General features: G+C 35.9%; 18 protein-coding genes. 6 read left to right on the forward strand and 12 right to left on the reverse strand.

Annotation, left to right across the window (positions count from 1 at the left end; genetic code table 11):
* Positions 1-103: 103 nt before the first annotated feature.
* The 7 genes from gyrB to J3U36_RS06115 form a co-directional block, all read right to left on the reverse strand.
* Positions 104-2515: a DNA topoisomerase (ATP-hydrolyzing) subunit B gene (gene gyrB, locus J3U36_RS06085; protein ID WP_267350409.1), complete on the reverse strand. Its 2412-nt coding sequence runs from the start codon at positions 2513-2515 to the stop codon at positions 104-106.
* Positions 2516-2558: 43 nt separating this feature from the next.
* The gene (gene recF / locus J3U36_RS06090; RefSeq protein WP_220216397.1) at positions 2559-3632 is read right to left on the reverse strand and encodes a DNA replication/repair protein RecF; all 1074 of its coding nucleotides are present in this window, start codon (positions 3630-3632) and stop codon (positions 2559-2561) included.
* A 44-nt stretch (positions 3633-3676) separates the two neighbouring features.
* On the reverse strand, positions 3677-4780 hold the full coding sequence (gene dnaN, locus J3U36_RS06095) for a DNA polymerase III subunit beta (RefSeq protein ID WP_267350413.1): 1104 nt from the start codon (positions 4778-4780) through the stop codon (positions 3677-3679).
* A 16-nt stretch (positions 4781-4796) separates the two neighbouring features.
* Positions 4797-6155 (reverse strand): chromosomal replication initiator protein DnaA, encoded by a 1359-nt coding sequence (dnaA, locus tag J3U36_RS06100; RefSeq protein ID WP_267350415.1) that lies wholly within the window; start codon positions 6153-6155, stop codon positions 4797-4799.
* Positions 6156-6307: 152 nt separating this feature from the next.
* Complete coding sequence (gene ompA, locus J3U36_RS06105) at positions 6308-7405, reverse strand: porin OmpA (protein WP_267350416.1); 1098 nt, start codon at positions 7403-7405, stop codon at positions 6308-6310.
* Between the two features lie 191 nt (positions 7406-7596).
* Entirely contained in the window at positions 7597-8505 is a 909-nt protein-coding gene (locus J3U36_RS06110; RefSeq protein WP_267350418.1) for a recombination-associated protein RdgC, read from the reverse strand.
* A gap of 105 nt (positions 8506-8610) precedes the next feature.
* Positions 8611-9360 (reverse strand): MipA/OmpV family protein, encoded by a 750-nt coding sequence (locus J3U36_RS06115; RefSeq protein WP_267379795.1) that lies wholly within the window; start codon positions 9358-9360, stop codon positions 8611-8613.
* Positions 9361-9531: 171 nt separating this feature from the next.
* Here J3U36_RS06115 and J3U36_RS06120 point away from each other — a divergent pair, with 171 nt between their 5' ends.
* From J3U36_RS06120 to J3U36_RS06130, 3 genes are read left to right on the forward strand one after another with little or no spacing between them, the layout of a single operon-like run.
* On the forward strand, positions 9532-10941 hold the full coding sequence (locus J3U36_RS06120) for an aspartate aminotransferase family protein (protein WP_143425959.1): 1410 nt from the start codon (positions 9532-9534) through the stop codon (positions 10939-10941).
* A 47-nt stretch (positions 10942-10988) separates the two neighbouring features.
* Entirely contained in the window at positions 10989-12065 is a 1077-nt protein-coding gene (locus J3U36_RS06125; RefSeq protein WP_267379798.1) for a GNAT family N-acetyltransferase, read from the forward strand.
* A complete protein-coding gene (locus J3U36_RS06130; RefSeq protein ID WP_267379801.1) occupies positions 12062-12934 on the forward strand; it encodes an arginase family protein in 873 nt (290 codons plus the stop codon). Before J3U36_RS06125 ends, J3U36_RS06130 begins: the two co-directional genes overlap by 4 nt.
* Before the next feature lie 60 nt (positions 12935-12994).
* Here the strand turns inward: J3U36_RS06130 and J3U36_RS06135 are convergent, their stop codons facing one another.
* The 4 genes from J3U36_RS06135 to J3U36_RS06150 are packed head-to-tail and all read right to left on the reverse strand — an operon-like array spanning position 12995 to position 15325.
* Positions 12995-13393 (reverse strand): DMT family transporter, encoded by a 399-nt coding sequence (locus J3U36_RS06135; protein ID WP_065558651.1) that lies wholly within the window; start codon positions 13391-13393, stop codon positions 12995-12997.
* 1 nt (position 13394) lies between these two features.
* A complete protein-coding gene (locus J3U36_RS06140) occupies positions 13395-13751 on the reverse strand; it encodes an EamA family transporter (protein ID WP_065558652.1) in 357 nt (118 codons plus the stop codon).
* Entirely contained in the window at positions 13751-14584 is an 834-nt protein-coding gene (locus J3U36_RS06145; RefSeq protein ID WP_267379805.1) for an alpha/beta hydrolase, read from the reverse strand. The genes J3U36_RS06140 and J3U36_RS06145 overlap by 1 nt, the downstream gene beginning before the upstream one ends.
* Before the next feature lie 12 nt (positions 14585-14596).
* The gene (locus tag J3U36_RS06150) at positions 14597-15325 is read right to left on the reverse strand and encodes an MtnX-like HAD-IB family phosphatase (protein WP_081299083.1); all 729 of its coding nucleotides are present in this window, start codon (positions 15323-15325) and stop codon (positions 14597-14599) included.
* 159 nt (positions 15326-15484) lie between these two features.
* On the opposite strand from J3U36_RS06150, the gene J3U36_RS06155 reads away from it, so the two are divergent.
* From J3U36_RS06155 to glnS, 3 genes are all read left to right on the forward strand, one after another.
* The gene (locus J3U36_RS06155) at positions 15485-16213 is read left to right on the forward strand and encodes a winged helix-turn-helix domain-containing protein (protein WP_267350428.1); all 729 of its coding nucleotides are present in this window, start codon (positions 15485-15487) and stop codon (positions 16211-16213) included.
* Positions 16210-17553: an ATP-binding protein gene (locus J3U36_RS06160; protein WP_267379809.1), complete on the forward strand. Its 1344-nt coding sequence runs from the start codon at positions 16210-16212 to the stop codon at positions 17551-17553. The genes J3U36_RS06155 and J3U36_RS06160 overlap by 4 nt, the downstream gene beginning before the upstream one ends.
* A gap of 168 nt (positions 17554-17721) precedes the next feature.
* Positions 17722-19398 (forward strand): glutamine--tRNA ligase, encoded by a 1677-nt coding sequence (glnS, locus tag J3U36_RS06165; protein WP_267379812.1) that lies wholly within the window; start codon positions 17722-17724, stop codon positions 19396-19398.
* A 50-nt stretch (positions 19399-19448) separates the two neighbouring features.
* Here the strand turns inward: glnS and J3U36_RS06170 are convergent, their stop codons facing one another.
* The gene (locus tag J3U36_RS06170; protein WP_267379815.1) at positions 19449-19967 is read right to left on the reverse strand and encodes an endonuclease V; all 519 of its coding nucleotides are present in this window, start codon (positions 19965-19967) and stop codon (positions 19449-19451) included.
* Between the last annotated feature and the right edge of the window lie 24 nt (positions 19968-19991).

A 19991-nucleotide genomic window follows, 5' to 3' on the forward strand; every position in this document is an offset into this window, starting at 1 on the left:
AGAATATGACAGATGAATATTCATCGTAGGCTATTTTAGCGGTGAGTATTAATAAAAAAACCAGACTATTTTGAGTCTGGTTTTTTATTCCAATTTGAGCTAATTAAAAATCTAAGTTAGCTGCTTTAAGAGCATTTTCTTCGATAAATAATCGACGAGGTTCAACTTCATCCCCCATTAGTGTGGTAAATAGTTGATCCGCTTCAATAGCATCTTTAATGGTCACTTGTAACATTCGACGACTGGTTGGATCCATTGTGGTTTCCCATAATTGTTCTGGATTCATTTCACCCAACCCTTTATAACGTTGGATAGTCAGACCACGGCGTGATTCTTTAATTAACCAATCAACGGCTTCTTCAAAAGAACTAACCGGTTGTTTTCGTTCTCCTCTTTGGATATAAGCACTCTCTTCTAAGAGTTCTCTTAACTGTTTACCCAAATGACAAATGTTACGATACTCATTACTGTGAATAAATACCTGATCTAATGCATAGTTATTATCTACTCCATGCGTTCTCACTTTGATGACAGGTACATAAAGTTGTGTTTTTTCATTATATTCAGCTGAATAACGGTAACTACTACCATGTTGTTCTTTATTCGATAAATTGTCGACAATGGTTTTTGCCCAATTTTCGACTAATTGCTTATCTTTAAGTATATTTTCATCTAATACATCATGGTAAACCAGTTCAGACAGTAATGCTTTAGGGTAACGGCGTTCCATTTTCGCGATGAGCTTTTCAACTTTTTGATACTCAGCAATCAATCTTTCTAAGGCTTCGCCAGCCAGTGCCGGCGCATGATCGTTAACATGCAATGAAGCATCTTCAAGCGCTAATGCTATTTGGAATTGCGTCATCGCTTCATCATCTTTGATGTATTGTTCTTGTTTCCCTTTTTTCACTTTATAGAGTGGTGGTTGCGCAATATAAACATAACCACGTTCGATAATTTCGGGCATTTGACGATAGAAAAAGGTTAATAGCAATGTTCGAATATGTGAGCCGTCGACGTCAGCATCGGTCATGATAATAATGCTGTGATATCGCATTTTATCTGGGTTGTATTCATCACGACCAATTCCACAACCCAATGCTGTAATCAATGTAGCAACTTCTTGTGAAGAAAGCATTTTATCAAAGCGAGCTTTCTCTACATTCAAGATTTTACCTTTGAGCGGTAAAATGGCTTGGTTTTTGCGGTTTCGTCCCTGTTTTGCAGAACCGCCCGCAGAGTCCCCTTCCACTAAGTAAAGTTCAGATAGAGCAGGGTCTTTTTCTTGGCAATCAGCCAGTTTACCCGGCAAGCCACCTAAATCTAATGCACCTTTACGCCGTGTCATTTCACGCGCTTTACGAGCGGCTTCACGTGCTCTTGCTGCATCAATAATTTTACCTACCACGATTTTTGCATCAGATGGGTTTTCAAGCAGATATTCCGCTAATTTTTCACCCATTACCGATTCAACAGCCGATTTTACTTCTGACGAAACTAGCTTATCTTTAGTTTGAGATGAGAATTTTGGATCAGGTACTTTGACCGATACAACCGCGATGAGTCCTTCACGAGCATCATCACCGGTCGCACTAATTTTCGCTTTTTTGCTGTATCCTTCCGCTTCCATATAATTGTTTAGGGTACGGGTCATTGCTCCACGAAAACCGGCTAAATGGGTACCGCCGTCTCGTTGAGGAATATTATTGGTGAAACAATAAATATTTTCTTGGTAACCGTCGTTCCACTGTAAAGCGATTTCAACACCTATACCGTCTTTTTCCGTACTGAAGTAAAAGATTTTTGGATGAATCGGGTTTTTATTTTTATTCAAGTATTCAACAAAAGCTTGTATCCCACCTTCGTAGTGGTAATGTTCGCTTTTACCGGTACGTTCATCAAGCAATCTGATTGAAACACCTGAATTTAAGAATGATAGCTCACGTAAGCGTTTAGCTAAAACTTCATAAACAAATTCAATATTAGTAAAGGTTTCTGGGCTTGGCCAAAAACGCACATAAGTACCCGACTCACTAGTCTCGCCAATGATTTTTAACGGCTCTTGAGGGACACCTAAATGGTAAACTTGTTGGTGAATTTTTCCTTCACGATAAATGACCAATTCTAATTTATCAGATAGGGCATTAACGACGGAAACACCCACACCATGTAAACCACCAGATACTTTATATGAATTATCATCAAATTTTCCGCCAGCATGTAATACCGTCATAATGACTTCAGCTGCTGAAACTCCTTCTTCTTCATGGATACCGGTTGGAATACCACGACCATCATCTCGTACTGAGACTGAATTATCAGGGTGAATGATCACTTCAATGTGATGACAATAGCCAGCTAATGCTTCGTCAATGGCATTATCAACAACTTCAAAAACCATATGGTGAAGTCCTGTTCCATCATCAGTGTCACCAATATACATACCTGGACGTTTTCGGACAGCATCAAGTCCTTTAAGTACTTTAATGCTAGAAGAATCATAAGAATTTGACATGGATCTCTCGACTTGTTTGATTTATTTATATCATTCTGTATATTTAGGAAATTATACCAGATTTTATGTGAAAAATCTTATCATTTTCGTCAATCATATGGGTTACTTGGTCTTGGCTAACCGCTGTGATAAACACTTGTGAATTCGCCATTTTTAACCGTTTAGCTAATAATGCTCGTTTATGATGATCTAATTCTGACGCAAAATCATCAATTAAATAGACACAAGGTTGTGCGCTTTGTTTTGAATAATATTCACCTTGCGCAAGACGTAGTGCACACATCAATAGTTTTAATTGTCCCCGTGATAAGAAATCTTCAACAGGTATATTGTCGATACGCAAACGGATATCGGCTTTATGTGGGCCTAATGAAGTATAGTTGAGTAATCTATCTCGTTCATACTGTTTGTGTAATATGTCGCTATAATTAATGTTTTGTTCCCACCCTTGATAATATTGACAATTAAGCAGATATTCAGGCAAAAAGTCATGGCAGGTTTGTATGATTTCGGGAAAAATATGCTGTGAATACTCCGAGCGAATTTGACTTATTTTTTCAGCAATGGGAGCCAGCTCTTTATCCCAAGGTAACAGTTGATTATAACTCGTGGATTGTTTTAATAAGGCATTACGTTGCTTAAATAACCGCTTTAAATTGTTCCATAAATGGATAAACTCAGGATAATGATGAAAACACCCCCAATCAATAAAAGCTCGTCGATATTTAGGCCCACCAATAAGTAAATCAAATCCTTCTGGTGTAATTAATTGAATGGGTAAGAGTTTAGCAAGATCGGTTAATCGAAATCCTTCATCACCATCAATTTTAATTCTATTATCATTATTACGTGCTTTGACTAATCCAATGGTTCGGGTCTGTTGATTAGATGATTCAATTTGGCTAAATAACGTTAATTCAGATTGTTCATGCTGAATAATACGATTGGACTGTATATGTCTAAATGCTCGTCCATGACCTAGCATATAAATAGCTTCAAGTAAGCTAGTTTTACCACTACCATTATCACCAACAATAAAGTTGAAATGGGGGGATAAACACAGCTCGGTATAAGATATATTACGAAAATGATGGATTTTGATCTGTGAAAGAATCATATAAGCTAAGTTATTCCGGCCTAAGCCGGAAAGGTTAAATTTGATTATAAGCGCATTGGCATCACAACATAAATGGCTGACTGATCATTAATGTCTTCAATTTGTACACTTGATGTGGCATCAGTTAAAAGTAGTTGTACGCTATCGCACTTCAACGTATTTAATATATCTAATAAATAGGTCACATTAAAGCCAATTTCAAGTTCTGCTGAAGAATATTTTACATCAACCACTTCTTCTGCTTCTTCTTGTTCTGGGTTATTTGCTGTAATTTTTAATTGGTTGTTGTGAACATGAAGCCGGATACCGCGAAATTTTTCATTGGATAAAATGGCGACACGTGATAACGAATTTCTAAACTCTTCGCACGAAACTTCTAATGGTTTATCAGGATTACGTGGTAATACTCGTTTGTAATCTGGGAATCTGCCGTCAATCAGTTTAGAGGTGAAGGTAAAATCGCCAAGATTAACTCGTAAATTATTATTACCAATTTGGATATTGATAATGTCGTCATTATCACTCACCAATTTTGCCAGTTCAATAACGCCTTTTCTTGGTAAAATTACAGAACAAGACGTTGCAATATTTTGACCAATCGGTTGCGAACAAAGAGCAAGTCGATGTCCATCGGTTGCAACAGATTTTAAAAGTCCATCTTCGATTTCAAATAACATACCATTAAGGTAGTATCTTACATCTTGGTTAGCCATCGAAAACTGGACGGCATCGATAAGACGTTTGATTGTTTTTTGTGGTACAGAAAGTTCGACATCGCTTTGCCAGTTTTCTAAGTTAGGAAAATCACTGGCAGGTAGTGTAGATAAGGAAAATTTACTTCGACCAGATTGAATCATCAATCGATTATCATCAACAGTTATTGAAATCTGAGCATTGTTGGGTAAATTTCGACAAATATCAAGAAACTTTCTCGCTGGGACTGTGGTTGCACCGGGTTCGTTTGCTTCCGTAAGCGGGATATGAGCAATCATCTCTATTTCAAGATCGGTTCCCGTCATGGATAGTGTACTATCACTTACTTGTAACAATAAATTGCCTAAAATTGGTAGCGTTGGGCGACTGCTTAAAGGCGCACTAACAAGTTGCAATGGTTTGATAAGTTTTTCTCGATCAATAATAAATTTCATAATGTTGATTCTTTTATTAAGTTGATAATGTTCGAATTAAATTGGAATAATCCTCTTTAATATCATTGCTTTCTTCTTTTAATTCAGCGATCTTTCTGCATGCATGTAATACAGTCGTATGATCTCTTCCGCCAAAGCCATCACCAATTTCAGGAAGACTTTTATTTGTTAATTCTTTTGCTAATGCCATGGCAACTTGCCGCGGTCTTGCAACAGAACGGGAACGACGTTTGGAAAGTAGATCCGATACTTTAATTTTATAATACTCTGCAACCGTTTTTTGGATATTATCAATAGTAATTAATTTTTCTTGTAAGGCAAGTAAATCTTTCAGAGCATCTTTAACAAAATCAATCGTAATGGATTTGCCCGTGAAATTTGCATTGGCAATTACCCGATTTAATGCGCCTTCTAGTTCTCGCACATTAGAACGTAATCGTTTAGCAATAAAAAAAGCGACTTCTTCAGGTAATTTTATATTATTTTCTTCGGCTTTTTTCATCAAAATTGCGACTCGTGTTTCAAGTTCTGGTGGTTCAATCGCAATCGTTAAGCCCCAGCCAAAACGTGATTTTAAGCGATCTTCAACGCCATCAATTTCTTTGGGATAACGGTCTGAAGTTAAAATAATTTGTTGGTTACCTTCTAATAATGAATTAAAGGTATGGAAGAATTCTTCTTGTGATCGCTCTTTATTGGCAAAGAATTGGATATCATCAATCAGTAATGCATCAACAGAACGATAGTAAATTTTGAACTCTTCTATCGCATTATTTTGCAGTGCCTTTACCATATCTTGAACAAATCGTTCCGAATGCATATAGACTACTTTGGCATTACTTTTGACTTCCATGATTTGATTGCCTACAGCATGTAATAAATGGGTCTTACCTAAACCTGTAGAGCCGTATAAAAATAGTGGGTTATAAGCTTTTCCTGGATTTTGAGCAACCTGTTTGGCAGCAGCTACTGCGAGTTGGTTGGATTTACCTTCAACAAAGCTATTAAATGTATGTTTATGGTTTATTCCCGAGTGATAGGTATGATTATTATTACTTTCTTTGGTTGTTTTCCAAGCCGGCATTACGTCCGTTTTAGGCTGATTATTTTTAGTTTTTTTTTCCATTGACAATGTTGATCCCACCTCAAGGTATAGCTTTAGGGAATCATCATTGAAAAGTGTATTGATCAATTGAGATATGTTGTTAAGGTATTTATTTTTTACCCAATCTAATACAAATCTGTTTGGTGCATAAATATAGAGTTTGTTATCAATCATTTCCGCTTGCAATGGGCGAATCCATAAATTGAATTCCGTTGTAGGAAGTTCTTCTTGTAGTTGAGAAAGACATTCTTGCCAGATAGCGGTAGGCACAAATCACTCCTTTAATTTTTATTATTAACAGCACATCGTTAATTATAATCTTTTTTGTGGATAATTTATAGAGTTTTAATGTTTATTCACTAACTTATTAGCAATAAAAAAACCCGGATTAACCGGGTTTTTATTGTTTTGGAAATCGAAAATTAGTGAGTTGTTTCTCTAACTTGTTGAAGGTTAGTTGCTTTCACTTCGATTTGTACACGACGATCTGGTGCTAAACATGCTTTTAATGTAGCGCCACGTTTGCCATTACATTCGCTGCCAGTTACTGGTTGAGATTTACCTACACCACGAGCACTGATGATCTCAGATGGAACACCTTTAGATACTAAGTATTTCATCACAGATTGAGCGCGTTGTTCTGAAAGTTTTTGGTTATAGTTTTCTGAACCGATACGGTCAGTATGACCAATTACTACGATCGCAGTTTGAGTAGGGCTAAGTTTGATAAGATCTTGTAATAATCTATCTAACTCTTCACGACCTTTTTCTTTTAAGTCAGCTTTTGCATAGGCAAATAGAACGTCAGCGTTTAAATCGTAAACTCGTTCAGAAGTTTTAACAACAACTGGAGCTTCAACAGCTGGAGAACCTAAACGGTAAGTGATACCTAAGCTTAAAGTTCCTGCATCTGGAGATGCGTCAGTTTTAGTATGGATATGGTTAACATATTGATACTCTAAACGAGTAGAGAAGTCTTCTGCAAAACGGTAGTCTAAACCTAATGCATAAACTGGAGAAACGTCAGTTTTTGTTCCGCCTTTGCCATAACTTTCTTTAACGTATCCACCGTTTTTCCATTTAGCGATAGTGATCATTGCACCTGCACGACCATAAACATCTAAATCATCAGAGATGAAAGATAATGGATAGCTTAATTTACCAGTTAAAGAAACACCTTGAGCAGAAACTTTACTATGACCTACGTCATAAGTTTTACCTGCATTGTGGTAAGATCTTTTATATTTAGCAGAACCTAACCAATCATAACCTAATTCGAATGCTAAATATGGGTTAGCTTGGAAGCCAAGGAATGCACCACCAGCAACATTACTTTTGTCAGTTGTGCTGATTTTAACATCACGACTAAATGCACGTACTTTACTTTGATCTAAACTATAAAGTTCTGACCAGCCTAATTTACCACCAACGTAAAAAGTGTTGTCTTCATATGCTGCATTTGCCGCAGTAGCTGTTAAGCTCGCAACTGCGATTGCTAGAGCTAATGTTGTTTTTTTCATTTTGTTGCCTCAACTTGAATGTTGTTATAGACGTTGTTTGCTTTCCTTTTAATTAAATTTTACTTTAAATAAAGGATCGATTACTTATTGTTTTTAATTATGATGCACATAATTTGATTTCAATTATAGCATATATTATACGCAGATCTATAATTAATGACACTTTATGTAAAAAAAGTTTACACAATCTTTTAAGTAATTTTATTGATGACGATATAAAAGTCATTGATTGTTGTTGATAATAAGTTCGCCATGATGAAAAAATCGGCTTCTAATTTTTTATCAAATTCATCAGCGCCAATATCCTCATTTTCATCTAAAACACTCGAATCAAATTTTATTCGCTTCAATGTTAAATCATTATTGACGATAAAATTCACACCTCTTTCGTCGATAATTTTCACTTTTGTTATCCATTTTCCCGAATCAAAATGTATCATCATTTCATCACTGGTGATATCTTGATTTTTGCAGCTAATAATCCCGTTTCCTTCAAGTGGATCTTTTAATTCGGCTTGATCACCTAATATAAAAGGTGCAAAGTTCAGTTTTTCTTTGACCCAAGTTGTCATGATTTGCTCAACTGGTTTTTCAATGGAGAGCGGTGTTAATGCAAGAACTCCCAATTCCTTACGTAGAATAGCCAAAATATCTTCTGCTTGCTTAAAACTGCTGGTATCAAGAATAATACGTTTATTTATGGTGTCTATCCATAACCAATAATGATTGTATTTGCTAAATGCTCTAGGCATAAGGTCGATCATGACTTCATCTTTTAACGTTGCCTTTTCATTTTTAGTTAACTTTCTACTCAGTGCTTGTTCTTGTTTATCAATTTTTTCAAGTAGAGCTTGTTTGATAACAGGAGCCGGTAAAAGTTTTGTTTCTTTTTTTATACGTAATAAAAGGTGACCTTGCATATCAACAATAAAATCATCGTGATAATTATCATTATAAGGTGAAACCCAACCCATTTTCATGGTATCTATATTTCCACATGGGGTAAAAGGTACCGATTTGATAGCTTTTTCAATAGCGTTTTTGTCAAGTAAAGTGTCATTATTAAGTTGGTAAATAATGGCATTTTTAAACCAAAGCATAATTTTGATTTCCTAAATTTATTTTAATGATATCCAAACTGTATCAGGATTAATTTGATTAAATCGTTTATCTATATTGTATGGGGTAAATAAAAAGTATTGAAATTAAAATTTATAAGAGACTCCCATATAAAATGAGGTTACAGTGCTTTTGTTAACCATTGGGCTATTAGCTGCATCACCGGTTAATTTGTCGACATGCATGCCACCGAACAGATTAAGATGTTCGGTTAATGCATATTGTGTACCTATTTCGATATAGGGTGTGAAAGATCCGTTAGCATGATAATAGCGTAAACCAGAACGAGAAGATTCTTTATGTGATATCCCATAGTAATAATTATTGTGTTTGTTATTTGCCCAGTTGATACCTATTGTTGGAACAATAATTAAATTACCTAGCATAAATGGTACGCTGTAATCGGCATTGACTAAGATGCTATTACTTTTATTTAGCATGTCTGCTCCAATGCTGCTTGAAAAACTGCCCCAATTGGTATCAATAGAGTACTCAATTTCTGCTAATAATGTTGCATGACGGCTATCAAGCCGTTTTAATTGGCGATTATTTGAGTCGTGTGGTTTGAATTCATTATCAAGATAACGAGCACCGATAGATAAACTTTGATTATCGTTATTAAAAACATACACGCCAGCCGATAGATCATCGATAAAAAATGTATCATTATCGTAATCGATATGGGGAACTGGATAGTAACTGGAACTATAACCTTTGTAAGGTGAATATGACCAACCGCCACCAACACCGATAAAAGTAGGATCTGCTAATGCGGTTTCACCAAATCCTAATGCAGATAACGCTAATATAGGAATTATGCAGTGTGATTTTTTCATAGGGTTTATATCCATTTGGGTAACAATGCTATCCTCTAGCAGAAAATTATTTCGCTGAGTTTGATACTATCGTCACACAATCTATACAGTAATTGTACATTGTAACAAACAATTTTCTTGAATAATAATGCCACATTTTATCGTGTTTGAATATGGATTAGTGAGATAATTATGAGTAAACCAACTTTAGAAATGATTAATAGTCGTCCTGACGATGCAACATTATTAGCTGATGAAGCTAAATATTGCTCATTTGGTGATACTGTTCATTATGTTGAACCACCAAAGATTTTTGATGGTTGCGAAGGTAGCTACATGTATGATAAAGAAGGTAAAGCTTTCCTTGATTTACAAATGTGGTATTCAGCATGTAATTTTGGCTATGCTAATGAGCGATTAAACAACGTACTCAAAAAGCAAATTGATACTTTACCACAATGCGCTAGCCAATATTTGCATCCAACCAAAATTGAATTAGCTAAAACCATTGCACAAGGTATGGAACAGCGTTTTGGTTACCAAGGACGAGTTCATTTTAACGTTGGTGGATCACAATGTATTGAAGATTCTTTAAAAGTAGTACGTAATGCTACTGGTGGTAAGTCATTAATGTTTGCGTTCCAAGGTGGTTATCATGGTCGTACACTTGGCGCATCTTCAATTACTTCTAGTTATCGTTACCGTCGTCGTTATGGTCATTTCGGTGATCGTGCTATGTTTGTTCCTTTCCCATATCCGTTCCGTCGTCCAAAAGGCATGACCGCAGAGGAGTATGGTGAACACTTAGTTGCTGAGTTTGCACGTCTATTTGAAACTGAATACCACGGTGTATGGGATCCAAAAGTAGGACAAGCTGAATATGCTGCATTTTATGCAGAACCATTACAAGCTACAGGTGGTTATATTGTTCCTCCTCGTAACTACTTTAAAGGTTTGAAAAAAGTATTAGATCAATATGGAATTTTATTGGTTGTTGATGAAATCCAAATGGGCTTTTATCGTACAGGTAAACTTTGGTCAATTGAGCATTTTGATGTTAAGCCTGATGTGGTTGTATTTGCTAAAGCGTTAACCAATGGTCTTAATCCACTAGGTGGTTTATGGGCACGTGAAGAGTTGATAAATCCTGAGGTGTTCCCTGTCGGCTCAACGCATTCAACGTTTGCTTCCAACCCATTAGGTACAGCAGTTGGTCTTGAAGTGTTAAAAATGACGTCAGAAACTGATTACGAAACCATGGTTATGGAAAGCGGTGCTTACTTCCTTGAAGGTTTAAAAACACTTGAGAAGAAACATAAAGAGATTGGTGAAGTTGATGGTTTAGGTCTTGCGCTTCGTGCCGAAATCTGTACCGAAGATGGTTTTACCGCTAACAAAGCGTTAGTAGATAAAATGGTGGATATCGGTATGTCAGGTGATCTTGATTGGAAAGGTAATAAAATGGGCTTGGTGCTTGATATCGGTGGTTATTATAAAAACGTGATCACTTTTGCTCCATCGCTACATATTACTCGTCAAGAGATTGATCAAGGTATCGAACTACTTGATCAGTTAATTACCCGAGCGAAAAAAGAACTTTAATTGTTAATTTCTAACCTTCCCGTCAACTCATGTTGGCGGGACTGCACATGATAGCCAATCGTTTAAATATATTTATGAAATACATCAATCAGCTAGAACCAAATGAATTAGTCGACAATTTTTTGACTTATCCACCGCAAGATTTTACGGCGTGGCTGAGTGAAAATAGTGTGCCTGCTTTTGCTGCAAAGTTTGATTTATTAACTACTGCTGATGATGATTTTAAGCATAAGATCCAAAAACTCCCTTTTTTTAAAAAATGGCGACATTGGTTACAGCCGAAAACTTGTTTTATAGGAACAACCGTTTCTGAATATGCTCTATTGACCGATCTGGTAGAAGCAGAACAGTTAGCGGATAACATTAAAACCGCATATACAAAAAAGTCTCCTTTTGTTATTGTCAAAGATTTGCCTTTATCCTCGCCTTTACTTAGCGAACAAGACAATCATTATTCAAACCAGCTTATTTCGGCATTAAAAACAAGAGGATTTATTGAAGTTGAAGGACAAGCATTAGCTTGGTTACCGATTGATTTTAGTGATTTAAATGATGTGTTTTCACGATTTTCGTCCAGCCGTCGCAAGAATTTTAGACGTAAATTAAAAGCTCGCGAAAAATTAGAGATTAAGGTTTTGCATAGTGGTGATGAGTGCTTTTTTGATGATGAGGTGTTAGATCATTATTACCAACTTTACCTCAATGTGTATCAACAGAGTGAGGTTCATTTTGATTTACTGACCAAACCGTTTTTTATTCAATTGCTGCAAAGTAAATCTATCCAAGCACGCATTTTTACCTATTATCACGATAATGAACTAATTGGCTACAATATCTGCTTTGTCGTAAATAATATGTTGGTCGATAAATATATTGGCTTGGTTTATCCTCAAGCTCGTGACTTTAATCTTTATTTTGTTAGTTGGTTTTTCAATCTGGAATATGCCATTGAGCAAGGATTTAGTCACTATATTGCGGGTTGGACAGATCCTGAGGTTAAACGATCGTTAGGTGCGCAATTTACTTTAACCAAACATTTGGTTTACATCCGTAATCCATTATTAAGATTTATTTTAAGCAAATTGATTGGTCATTTTGAAAGTGACAAGGAGAAAGTAGCATGACATATCCTATTATACTCAATTTCGATCAGAGTGTAGGCGAGATTAATAATGCTAAAATAATTGATGTAACTCAGTGGCAAGATACGATTCGCTTTGGTTGCTCTGAAAAAAAATTCTGCCAATTTAAAGCTGAATTACAGCAATCCTTACCTGAACATTATGGTACAGTCTTTATGGGAAGTGGTGATTATCACCATATTTCATTGCTGCTTATTGAACGGTTGGCTAAACACTATTCCGCCGATAATCCAATCCAAGTAATTGTGTTTGATAATCATCCTGATAATATGCGCTATTTATTTGGTATTCATTGTGGTTCATGGGTTAGCTATGTGGCAAGTTTACCTTTTGTCAGTCATGTTCATGTGTTAGGTATCACATCTCATGATATTGGACTTTCCCATTTTTGGGAAAATAGATGGAAACCCCTTTTTCAGAAAAAACTGACGTATTGGAGTTTGGATGTCAATGTATCGTGGGCAAAAAAAATAGGTTTGGGGCAAGCTTTTCGCCATTTTTCTACTCCAGATGATCTGATTGCTAGTTTCTTATCCGAACAATACCATAGCGCCGAACCTGTGTATTTATCGATAGATAAAGATGTATTAAGTGAAAAGGTCATTCACACTAATTGGGATCAAGGTCAATTACAAACTTATCATCTGCTTGATACCATTACTTCGTTAAAGCAACGTATTGTGGCAAGTGATATCACTGGTGAATTGTCAATATGGCAACCCTCTAATTGGTTCAAATGGTTGCTGAGTTCATTAGATAAACAACCCACTATTGAGGCAGATAACTTACACAATTGGCAACAAGCACAACATCAGCTTAATTTAACATTATTAAAAGCTTTATCAGTATAATGACAAGTTTAGAAGCTGTAGCTGATTATTTAAGAAATCAACTACAGTTTGAATTAACTTTTATTGATGATTATCAGCGTTTTGCTTAGCCAATTGGCTTTCCGCTAAAGCTAAAAATAAGATACCTGATACAATAAGAATGGTGCCAATTAACTTATATAATGTGATTGGTTCATGAAACAGCCATATCGAAGCTATCATAACCGTGACAACTTCAAAGTGAGAGGCAGCAAAAGCTGGCCCAACAGGGGCTTTTTTTAATAAAGTCATCCAAGTAAAAAAAGTTAAAATATAACCAGCGATAGAGATGTATATCCATGGATTAGTAAATACCCTGACTAACCAATCAACACTCATTGCTAGTGGTTCGGCATGGATGGCAGTTAATTTAAAGCTACATTGTGCAATAGTATCGAAAAAAAGTAATACCGTAAAACCGATTAAATAGAATCTAGCCATATTAAGACATCCCTACAAAGATTACGCCAGCAGTAATGAGTAACATACCAATGAGTCGGTAAACAGTTAATAGTTCTTTGAAAAGCACTCGGCCAACTAACATAATGGTGATGATATTAAATGATGCCAGCAACACCCCTTGAGAAAGCGGAACCAATGTTAAAAATGCTAACCATAATAAAAATTCTGCAACGTAAGAAATTATACCAATCCAGATCCAATGATTTTTAGCCAAATCAACCCAGTAATACCAGCCATCTCGATTATTAGGGGCGGTTGCTGCGTATTTAAAAGCAACTTGCCCTAATGTATCAAAACAGATATTACTAACCCAAAGTATAATCACTAATAGCGACATTATGTGTTGGTTCCTTCTGCTATGTCATTGAAAAATGATGCGCACTCTTTAATGACTTCACGACGTTGGCTATCAATTGTAATTAAATGATAACTATCATTAAGTACCACTAATTTTTTTGATCCTGAAACGTGTTTCTCAACTAATTTAGCGTTGGTTTCAATATCAGCTATGTCATCATGACCGGAATGCATAATCAAACACGGTGAAGTCACCTTAGGTAGTGCTTGGCGAACGTTTTTAGCTAACAATTGCATTTCGGCCAGTGCAGGAAAAGGATTTCCAGCAAGTCCGGCAGATGCCGCATCACCACTCAGCATACTTTCCGATACAACGGCTCGGATCCGCTCATCTTTAAGCCCATAAGGTGGCTTTTCGATGAAAGAAACCTTTTGGAAAAGCCCCAGTTTTTTCAAATACACCAGCAAGAAAAAGAATTTTTTAGCCCAAAATGGCATGCTCCAACCATCATAATAAAAAGTTGGTGCTAAAACACCCACACCTTTAATTTGCTCTGGTCTATCTGATGCAAGTTTAAGCGCAAGGAGTGCGCCCATGGATAAACCGGCAACAAAAACATTATCAACATGTTTTGCTAAAAAATCAGCACCATCTTTTACACTTTGATACCAATCTTGCCAAGTGGTTTTACAAAGATCCTCTTCAGTACCACAGTGACCCGCTAATTGTATAGCATACACGGTAAATCCGGCTTTATGTAAACCATTAGCTAAAATACGCATTTCGTTGGGTGTACCTGTTAAGCCATGTATCAAAAGTACACCATTTTTGTTACCCGGTAAAAAATAAGATAAATCTTCAATTGTACTCATTATTATTCCTAATTATTTTACCATCATGACAGGGATAAGAGCATCTTGAGTCTTTTTCAGTGCTGTCGTGACATCGGCAAAACGTTGAATAGCACAGTGTTCAATCTTGTTGGTTTCACAATATTGAATCAATTTGTCTTTTGCAAATACAAAATCCACATTATGAGATACACAATAATCGGATGTGCCATCACCTACATACAGTATTTGTGGAAAGAATTGTTGTTTTTTAACATGATTACATTTGCAATTTCCACTTTGTTTAATACAGTTTTTATTCGCATAAGGAAACTCAAGACGCCAACTACGCCCATTATCATGCATTAATTTATTGGCATATATCGGGATATGTGTTATACCGTGTCGTTTTAAAACAAATTGAATTGCGTAATCTAACCCATCACTCACAATATGAACTGGGATATTATTCTGTTCAGTATAATCAATGAATGATTTAAACGTTGAATCAATTTCGATTTGTGATAAAACGTGATTGAGTTCATCTAAACTGGCATCCATTAAGGCAATTTGTTTACTCATGCACTCTTGGGAGCCAATTTTACCGTTAACCCATAACTCTTCAAGCTCATCACAACCATCTTGACCAAAATGACTCAGCAATGTATCTGTCACATCTTTGACACTTATGGTGCCATCGAAGTCACACAAAACAATAGGAGTTTGATGTTGTGTATAAGATGGTGTATATAGATGACTAGTAATTGATGAAAAAGTATTCATATTTGAAATAAAAATAGTCTATTTATATATATTGGCGCAAATTTTCTCACAGAGTCGCTTTGAACATTGTAGGCTCTTTGTATATATTTTGTAACGAAGTTAAAATTGTCTGTATAATAAGGATTCTTTTAGCACAATTTACGGTAATGAGAACCTAAGATGAGTGAACGTATTTTAATCATTGAAGATGATCAAAGGTTAGCTAATTTAATAAAAGTTTATCTGGTTCGCCAAGGATATCTTGTTGATTGGCATAATAGTGGTGAAGGTGCAGAAGAAAAAATTCAAGAAATAAATCCCGATTTGGTTATTTTAGATGTGATGCTTCCCGAAAAATCTGGTTTTGATATCTGTCGAGATATACGGACATGGTTTACAAATTATATTCTTATCATGACGGCTAGCGAAGATAATATTGACGAAATTGTCGGTTTGGAATTAGGAGCAGATGACTATCTGGCAAAACCAGTCGAGCCAAGGTTATTATTGGCACGCATTCGAGCTTTATTAAGACGAAAGCAAATTGAATCCGAGAAAGAAGTAAATAAAGATCCCGTCACGGCAACGAATAATAAAACGTTGATTTTTGATAATCTGATTATCGATGATGAAAATCGAAAAGTATTACTTGAAGGTCAAGAAATCGATCTCACCACAGCAGAGTTCGATCTACTTTGGTTGTTGGCGAATAATGCAGGTAAAATTTTATCTCGTGATGATATTTTTTCTCAAGTTCGAGGTATAGATTTTGATGGAACGGATCGTTCTATCGATGCTCGTATTTCTCGATTACGACGCAAGTTACTTGATGATCCTGATAACCCTTCACGCATTAAAACGGTTCGTGGGAAGGGTTATCTATTTATGAGAGAAGGGGATAATCATTGAGACAATTATTAGCAAAACCGCTGTTTTTTAATCGTCGGATTGTGTTTTATCTGGTTATCTTACTTTCGCTACAATGTATTATTGCCTATGGTGCATTACTCGTTTTTGATTCTTTGCCTTCTTCATTAACGGATATCCCTGATGACCACATTGTCTTTCGTGAATCACAACGAGGTACGGTTAATCTGATTCGAATGCAAATTAATGAGAATAAAGATCGTCCTCTGCAAGAAGTGGTTGATGAACTGCAACCCTATTTTGGGTATCCAATTGAAGTTTTACCGAGTCATACTTCGTTACCCCATTCCATCAATAAAGAGCTAGCAGAACTTGGATTTGCCTATGATGGTGACAAAGAAGTGGTCTATATTGATTTAAAAGAGGGGCATCTTCTTCAGTTAGGCCCTATTATGATGCGGGATATTCTAGAATCAAACACGATGTCTTTAAGTGTTTTTCTCGTTATTTGGGCGCTTTTTAGTGCAATTGTCTTTTTTATTTTAATCTATTTTGCGTTTAGTGCTGTTTGGAAGGATTTGGTTAGCATTAGACAGACAGCCGAACAGCTTGGTCAAGGAAACCTTAAAGCGCGCACTGAAAATGTTAAAGGCTGGTTATTTAAACCGTTAGCAAATGTGTTAAATAATATGGGAACACATATTGAGCATTTAGTTAGCACTAATCAAACCATTTCGCATGCAATGGCGCATGAACTTCGTACGCCACTGGCTCGTATGCGTTTTGAGCTCAGTATGCTTGAAGAATGTGATGATGTACAAGAAAAGTTATTGCTGCAAAAAGGAATGAGCGATGATATTAATGAACTTGAAACGCTCATTAATGCCAGTTTAAGTTACTTTAAAATGCAGCAAAGTAATATTGAGTTAAATTTAACGTCGGTATCACTCAAGCAGTGGGCGGAAAAAGTTTGTCAATCACTCGAATTATTCAAACCTAAAGGATTTGAGTTAGTTTGTCACAGTCAAGACGTAAAAGCGCTTATTGATACTAATCTGGTTGAAACCATTGTTAAGAATTTATTACTTAATGAGTTCAAATATGCAACGCATAAAGCGGTTTTAAATATTACAAAACAGAACAATCGAGTTATTATAGAGATTGATGACGATGGTCCCGGTATCCCGTTTGATGCACGTGAAAAAATTTTTATGCCTTTTGCAAGGCTTGATACCAGTCGAACTCGTTCAACAGGTGGATATGGTCTTGGATTAGCTTATGTAAAATTAATGGCAGAGTTTCATAATGGGAAAGCATTTGTTGTCACTAGCCCTTTAGGCGGTGCAAGATTTGTTGTTTCAATAAAGTCTGGTGAAGAATAATTTTATTGGGAATTCGTTTTTAGAAAACAGAAAAGCATATCAATTCAAATCATGCTGTTTTTTCATTTCAGAAAAACAAAAAATTTGTTATATTCTCAAGTCAAATGAGATAAGTAACCAAACTAATAGTTAAAAGTTTGTATTAGTTAACAACAATCAGAGGTTTTTATGAGCGGTTCACTACCGACCGAGACAGAGACACGTCCAACTAACTTTATACGTCAAATTATCGATGCTGATCTTGCAGCAGGAAAATATAAAACGACGCATACACGTTTTCCTCCAGAACCAAATGGTTATTTGCATATTGGTCATGCCAAATCAATTTGCTTAAATTTTGGGATTGCTCAGGATTATCAAGGTAAATGTAATTTACGTTTTGATGATACTAATCCTGTTAAAGAAGATGTCGAATATGTTGAATCGATAAAAGAAGATGTTCGTTGGTTAGGGTTTGAGTGGGATGGTGAAATTTGTTACTCATCTGATTATTTTGACCGATTATATGAATATGCGATTGAGTTAATCAATAAAGGATTAGCCTATGTTGATGAGCTTTCGCCTGATGAAATTCGTGAATATCGTGGCACGTTGAAAGAACCGGGTAAAAATAGTCCTTATCGTGATCGTAGCATTGATGAAAATTTAGCATTATTTATTCAAATGAAAGAAGGTAAATTTGCTGAAGGTAAAGCATGTTTAAGAGCAAAAATTGATATGGCTTCACCTTTCATTGTTATGCGTGACCCGGTGTTATATCGTATTAAATTTGCAGAACATCACCAAACAGGCAATAAATGGTGTATTTATCCAATGTACGATTTTACCCACTGTATATCTGATGCGATTGAAAATATTACTCACTCACTCTGTACGCTTGAATTTCAAGACAATCGTCGTTTATATGACTGGGTATTAGATAACATAACGATTGAAGCTCGCCCACATCAATATGAGTTTTCTCGATTAAATTTAGAGTATGCTATTACCTCTAAACGGAAATTAAATTTACTCGTATCAGAAAAAATTGTTGATGGTTGGAATGATCCTCGGATGCCAACTATTTCGGGTCTCCGTCGTCGAGGTTATACGCCTGCTTCAATTCGAGAATTTTGCCGTCGAATTGGTGTGACGAAACAAGAAAACACGGTAGAGATGAGTACGCTTGAATTTTGTATCCGTGAAGATCTTAACGAAAACGCGCCGCGAGCGATGGCTGTTCTTGATCCTGTTAAAGTGGTAATTGAAAACTATTCTGAAACAATTGATGAAGTTCTCAACGTGCCTAATCACCCAAATCGTCCTGAACTTGGTCATCGTGAAGTGCCATTCACTCGTGAGCTGTATATCGATCGTGCTGATTTTAGAGAAGAAGCTAACAAAAATTACAAACGTTTAGTATTGGGTAAAGAAGTGCGCTTACGAAATGCTTATGTCATTCGTGCTGATCGGATTGAAAAGGATTCACAAGGCAATATTCAAACGATTTATTGTAGTTATGACCCTGCCACTTTAAATAAAAATCCGGAAGATGGACGCAAAATTAAAGGCGTTATTCATTGGGTTTCAGCCAAATTTGCTAAACCAGCAGAAATTCGCCTTTATGATCGTTTATTTAATACGCCTAATCCTGGGGCAGCAGACGACTTTTTATCAACCATTAACCCAAGCTCTTTAATTGTTAAACAGGGTTTTGTTGAGCCAAGTTTACAAAATGCTGAAGTTGGACATGCTTATCAATTTGAACGTGAAGGATACTTCTGTTTAGATAGTAAATATGCAACCAATGACAATTTAGTATTCAACCGAACGGTTGGGTTAAGAGATAGTTGGAACGAAGCTTAAATTAACCAGATTTGCCGACATGATGTCGGCAAATCACTTTTTAAATGTGATTACTCACCGATTTTAAACAATTTTGTTTGTTGATCTAAATAGCTGAGAATATCTGGCATTCGGTATTTACCGGCCATTGATTGTATGTTTTTAGCAGCACTCGTTAGTGCTACACCAACTGAGGTTACATAAAGCGGGTGTTTACTATGACCTCGGACAACTTCCATTAAATAGTCACTATTGCCTGCAAAAGGTTTTTTAGCCACGCCGATAATAGGTACTTTTTTATTTAAAGCATTATATAAATGCCCACCCAAACCTATTTTACCTTCATTTAAATGCACATAACCATCAATGATAATTGTTGAAATTTTATTAAGATCAACTTTATTGAGCAGGGATAAAATGCAAGGTAATTCACGTTGATAAAATTGACCAGATTGATAAGGTGCAACATTATCTTGATAGTCAGTAATTAAGCTTTGAATATCAGATTTTGAATCGCACCAATGATTAAATAACACACCCACTGTTTTTGCTCGAGTATCGATATAGTAAACATCAATTGCAAGTATCATATTAAATTCCGTTTCGATAAAACT

This window comes from Gilliamella sp. B3817 (genome assembly GCF_026536705.1).
Classification (GTDB): domain Bacteria; phylum Pseudomonadota; class Gammaproteobacteria; order Enterobacterales; family Orbaceae; genus Gilliamella; species Gilliamella apicola_I.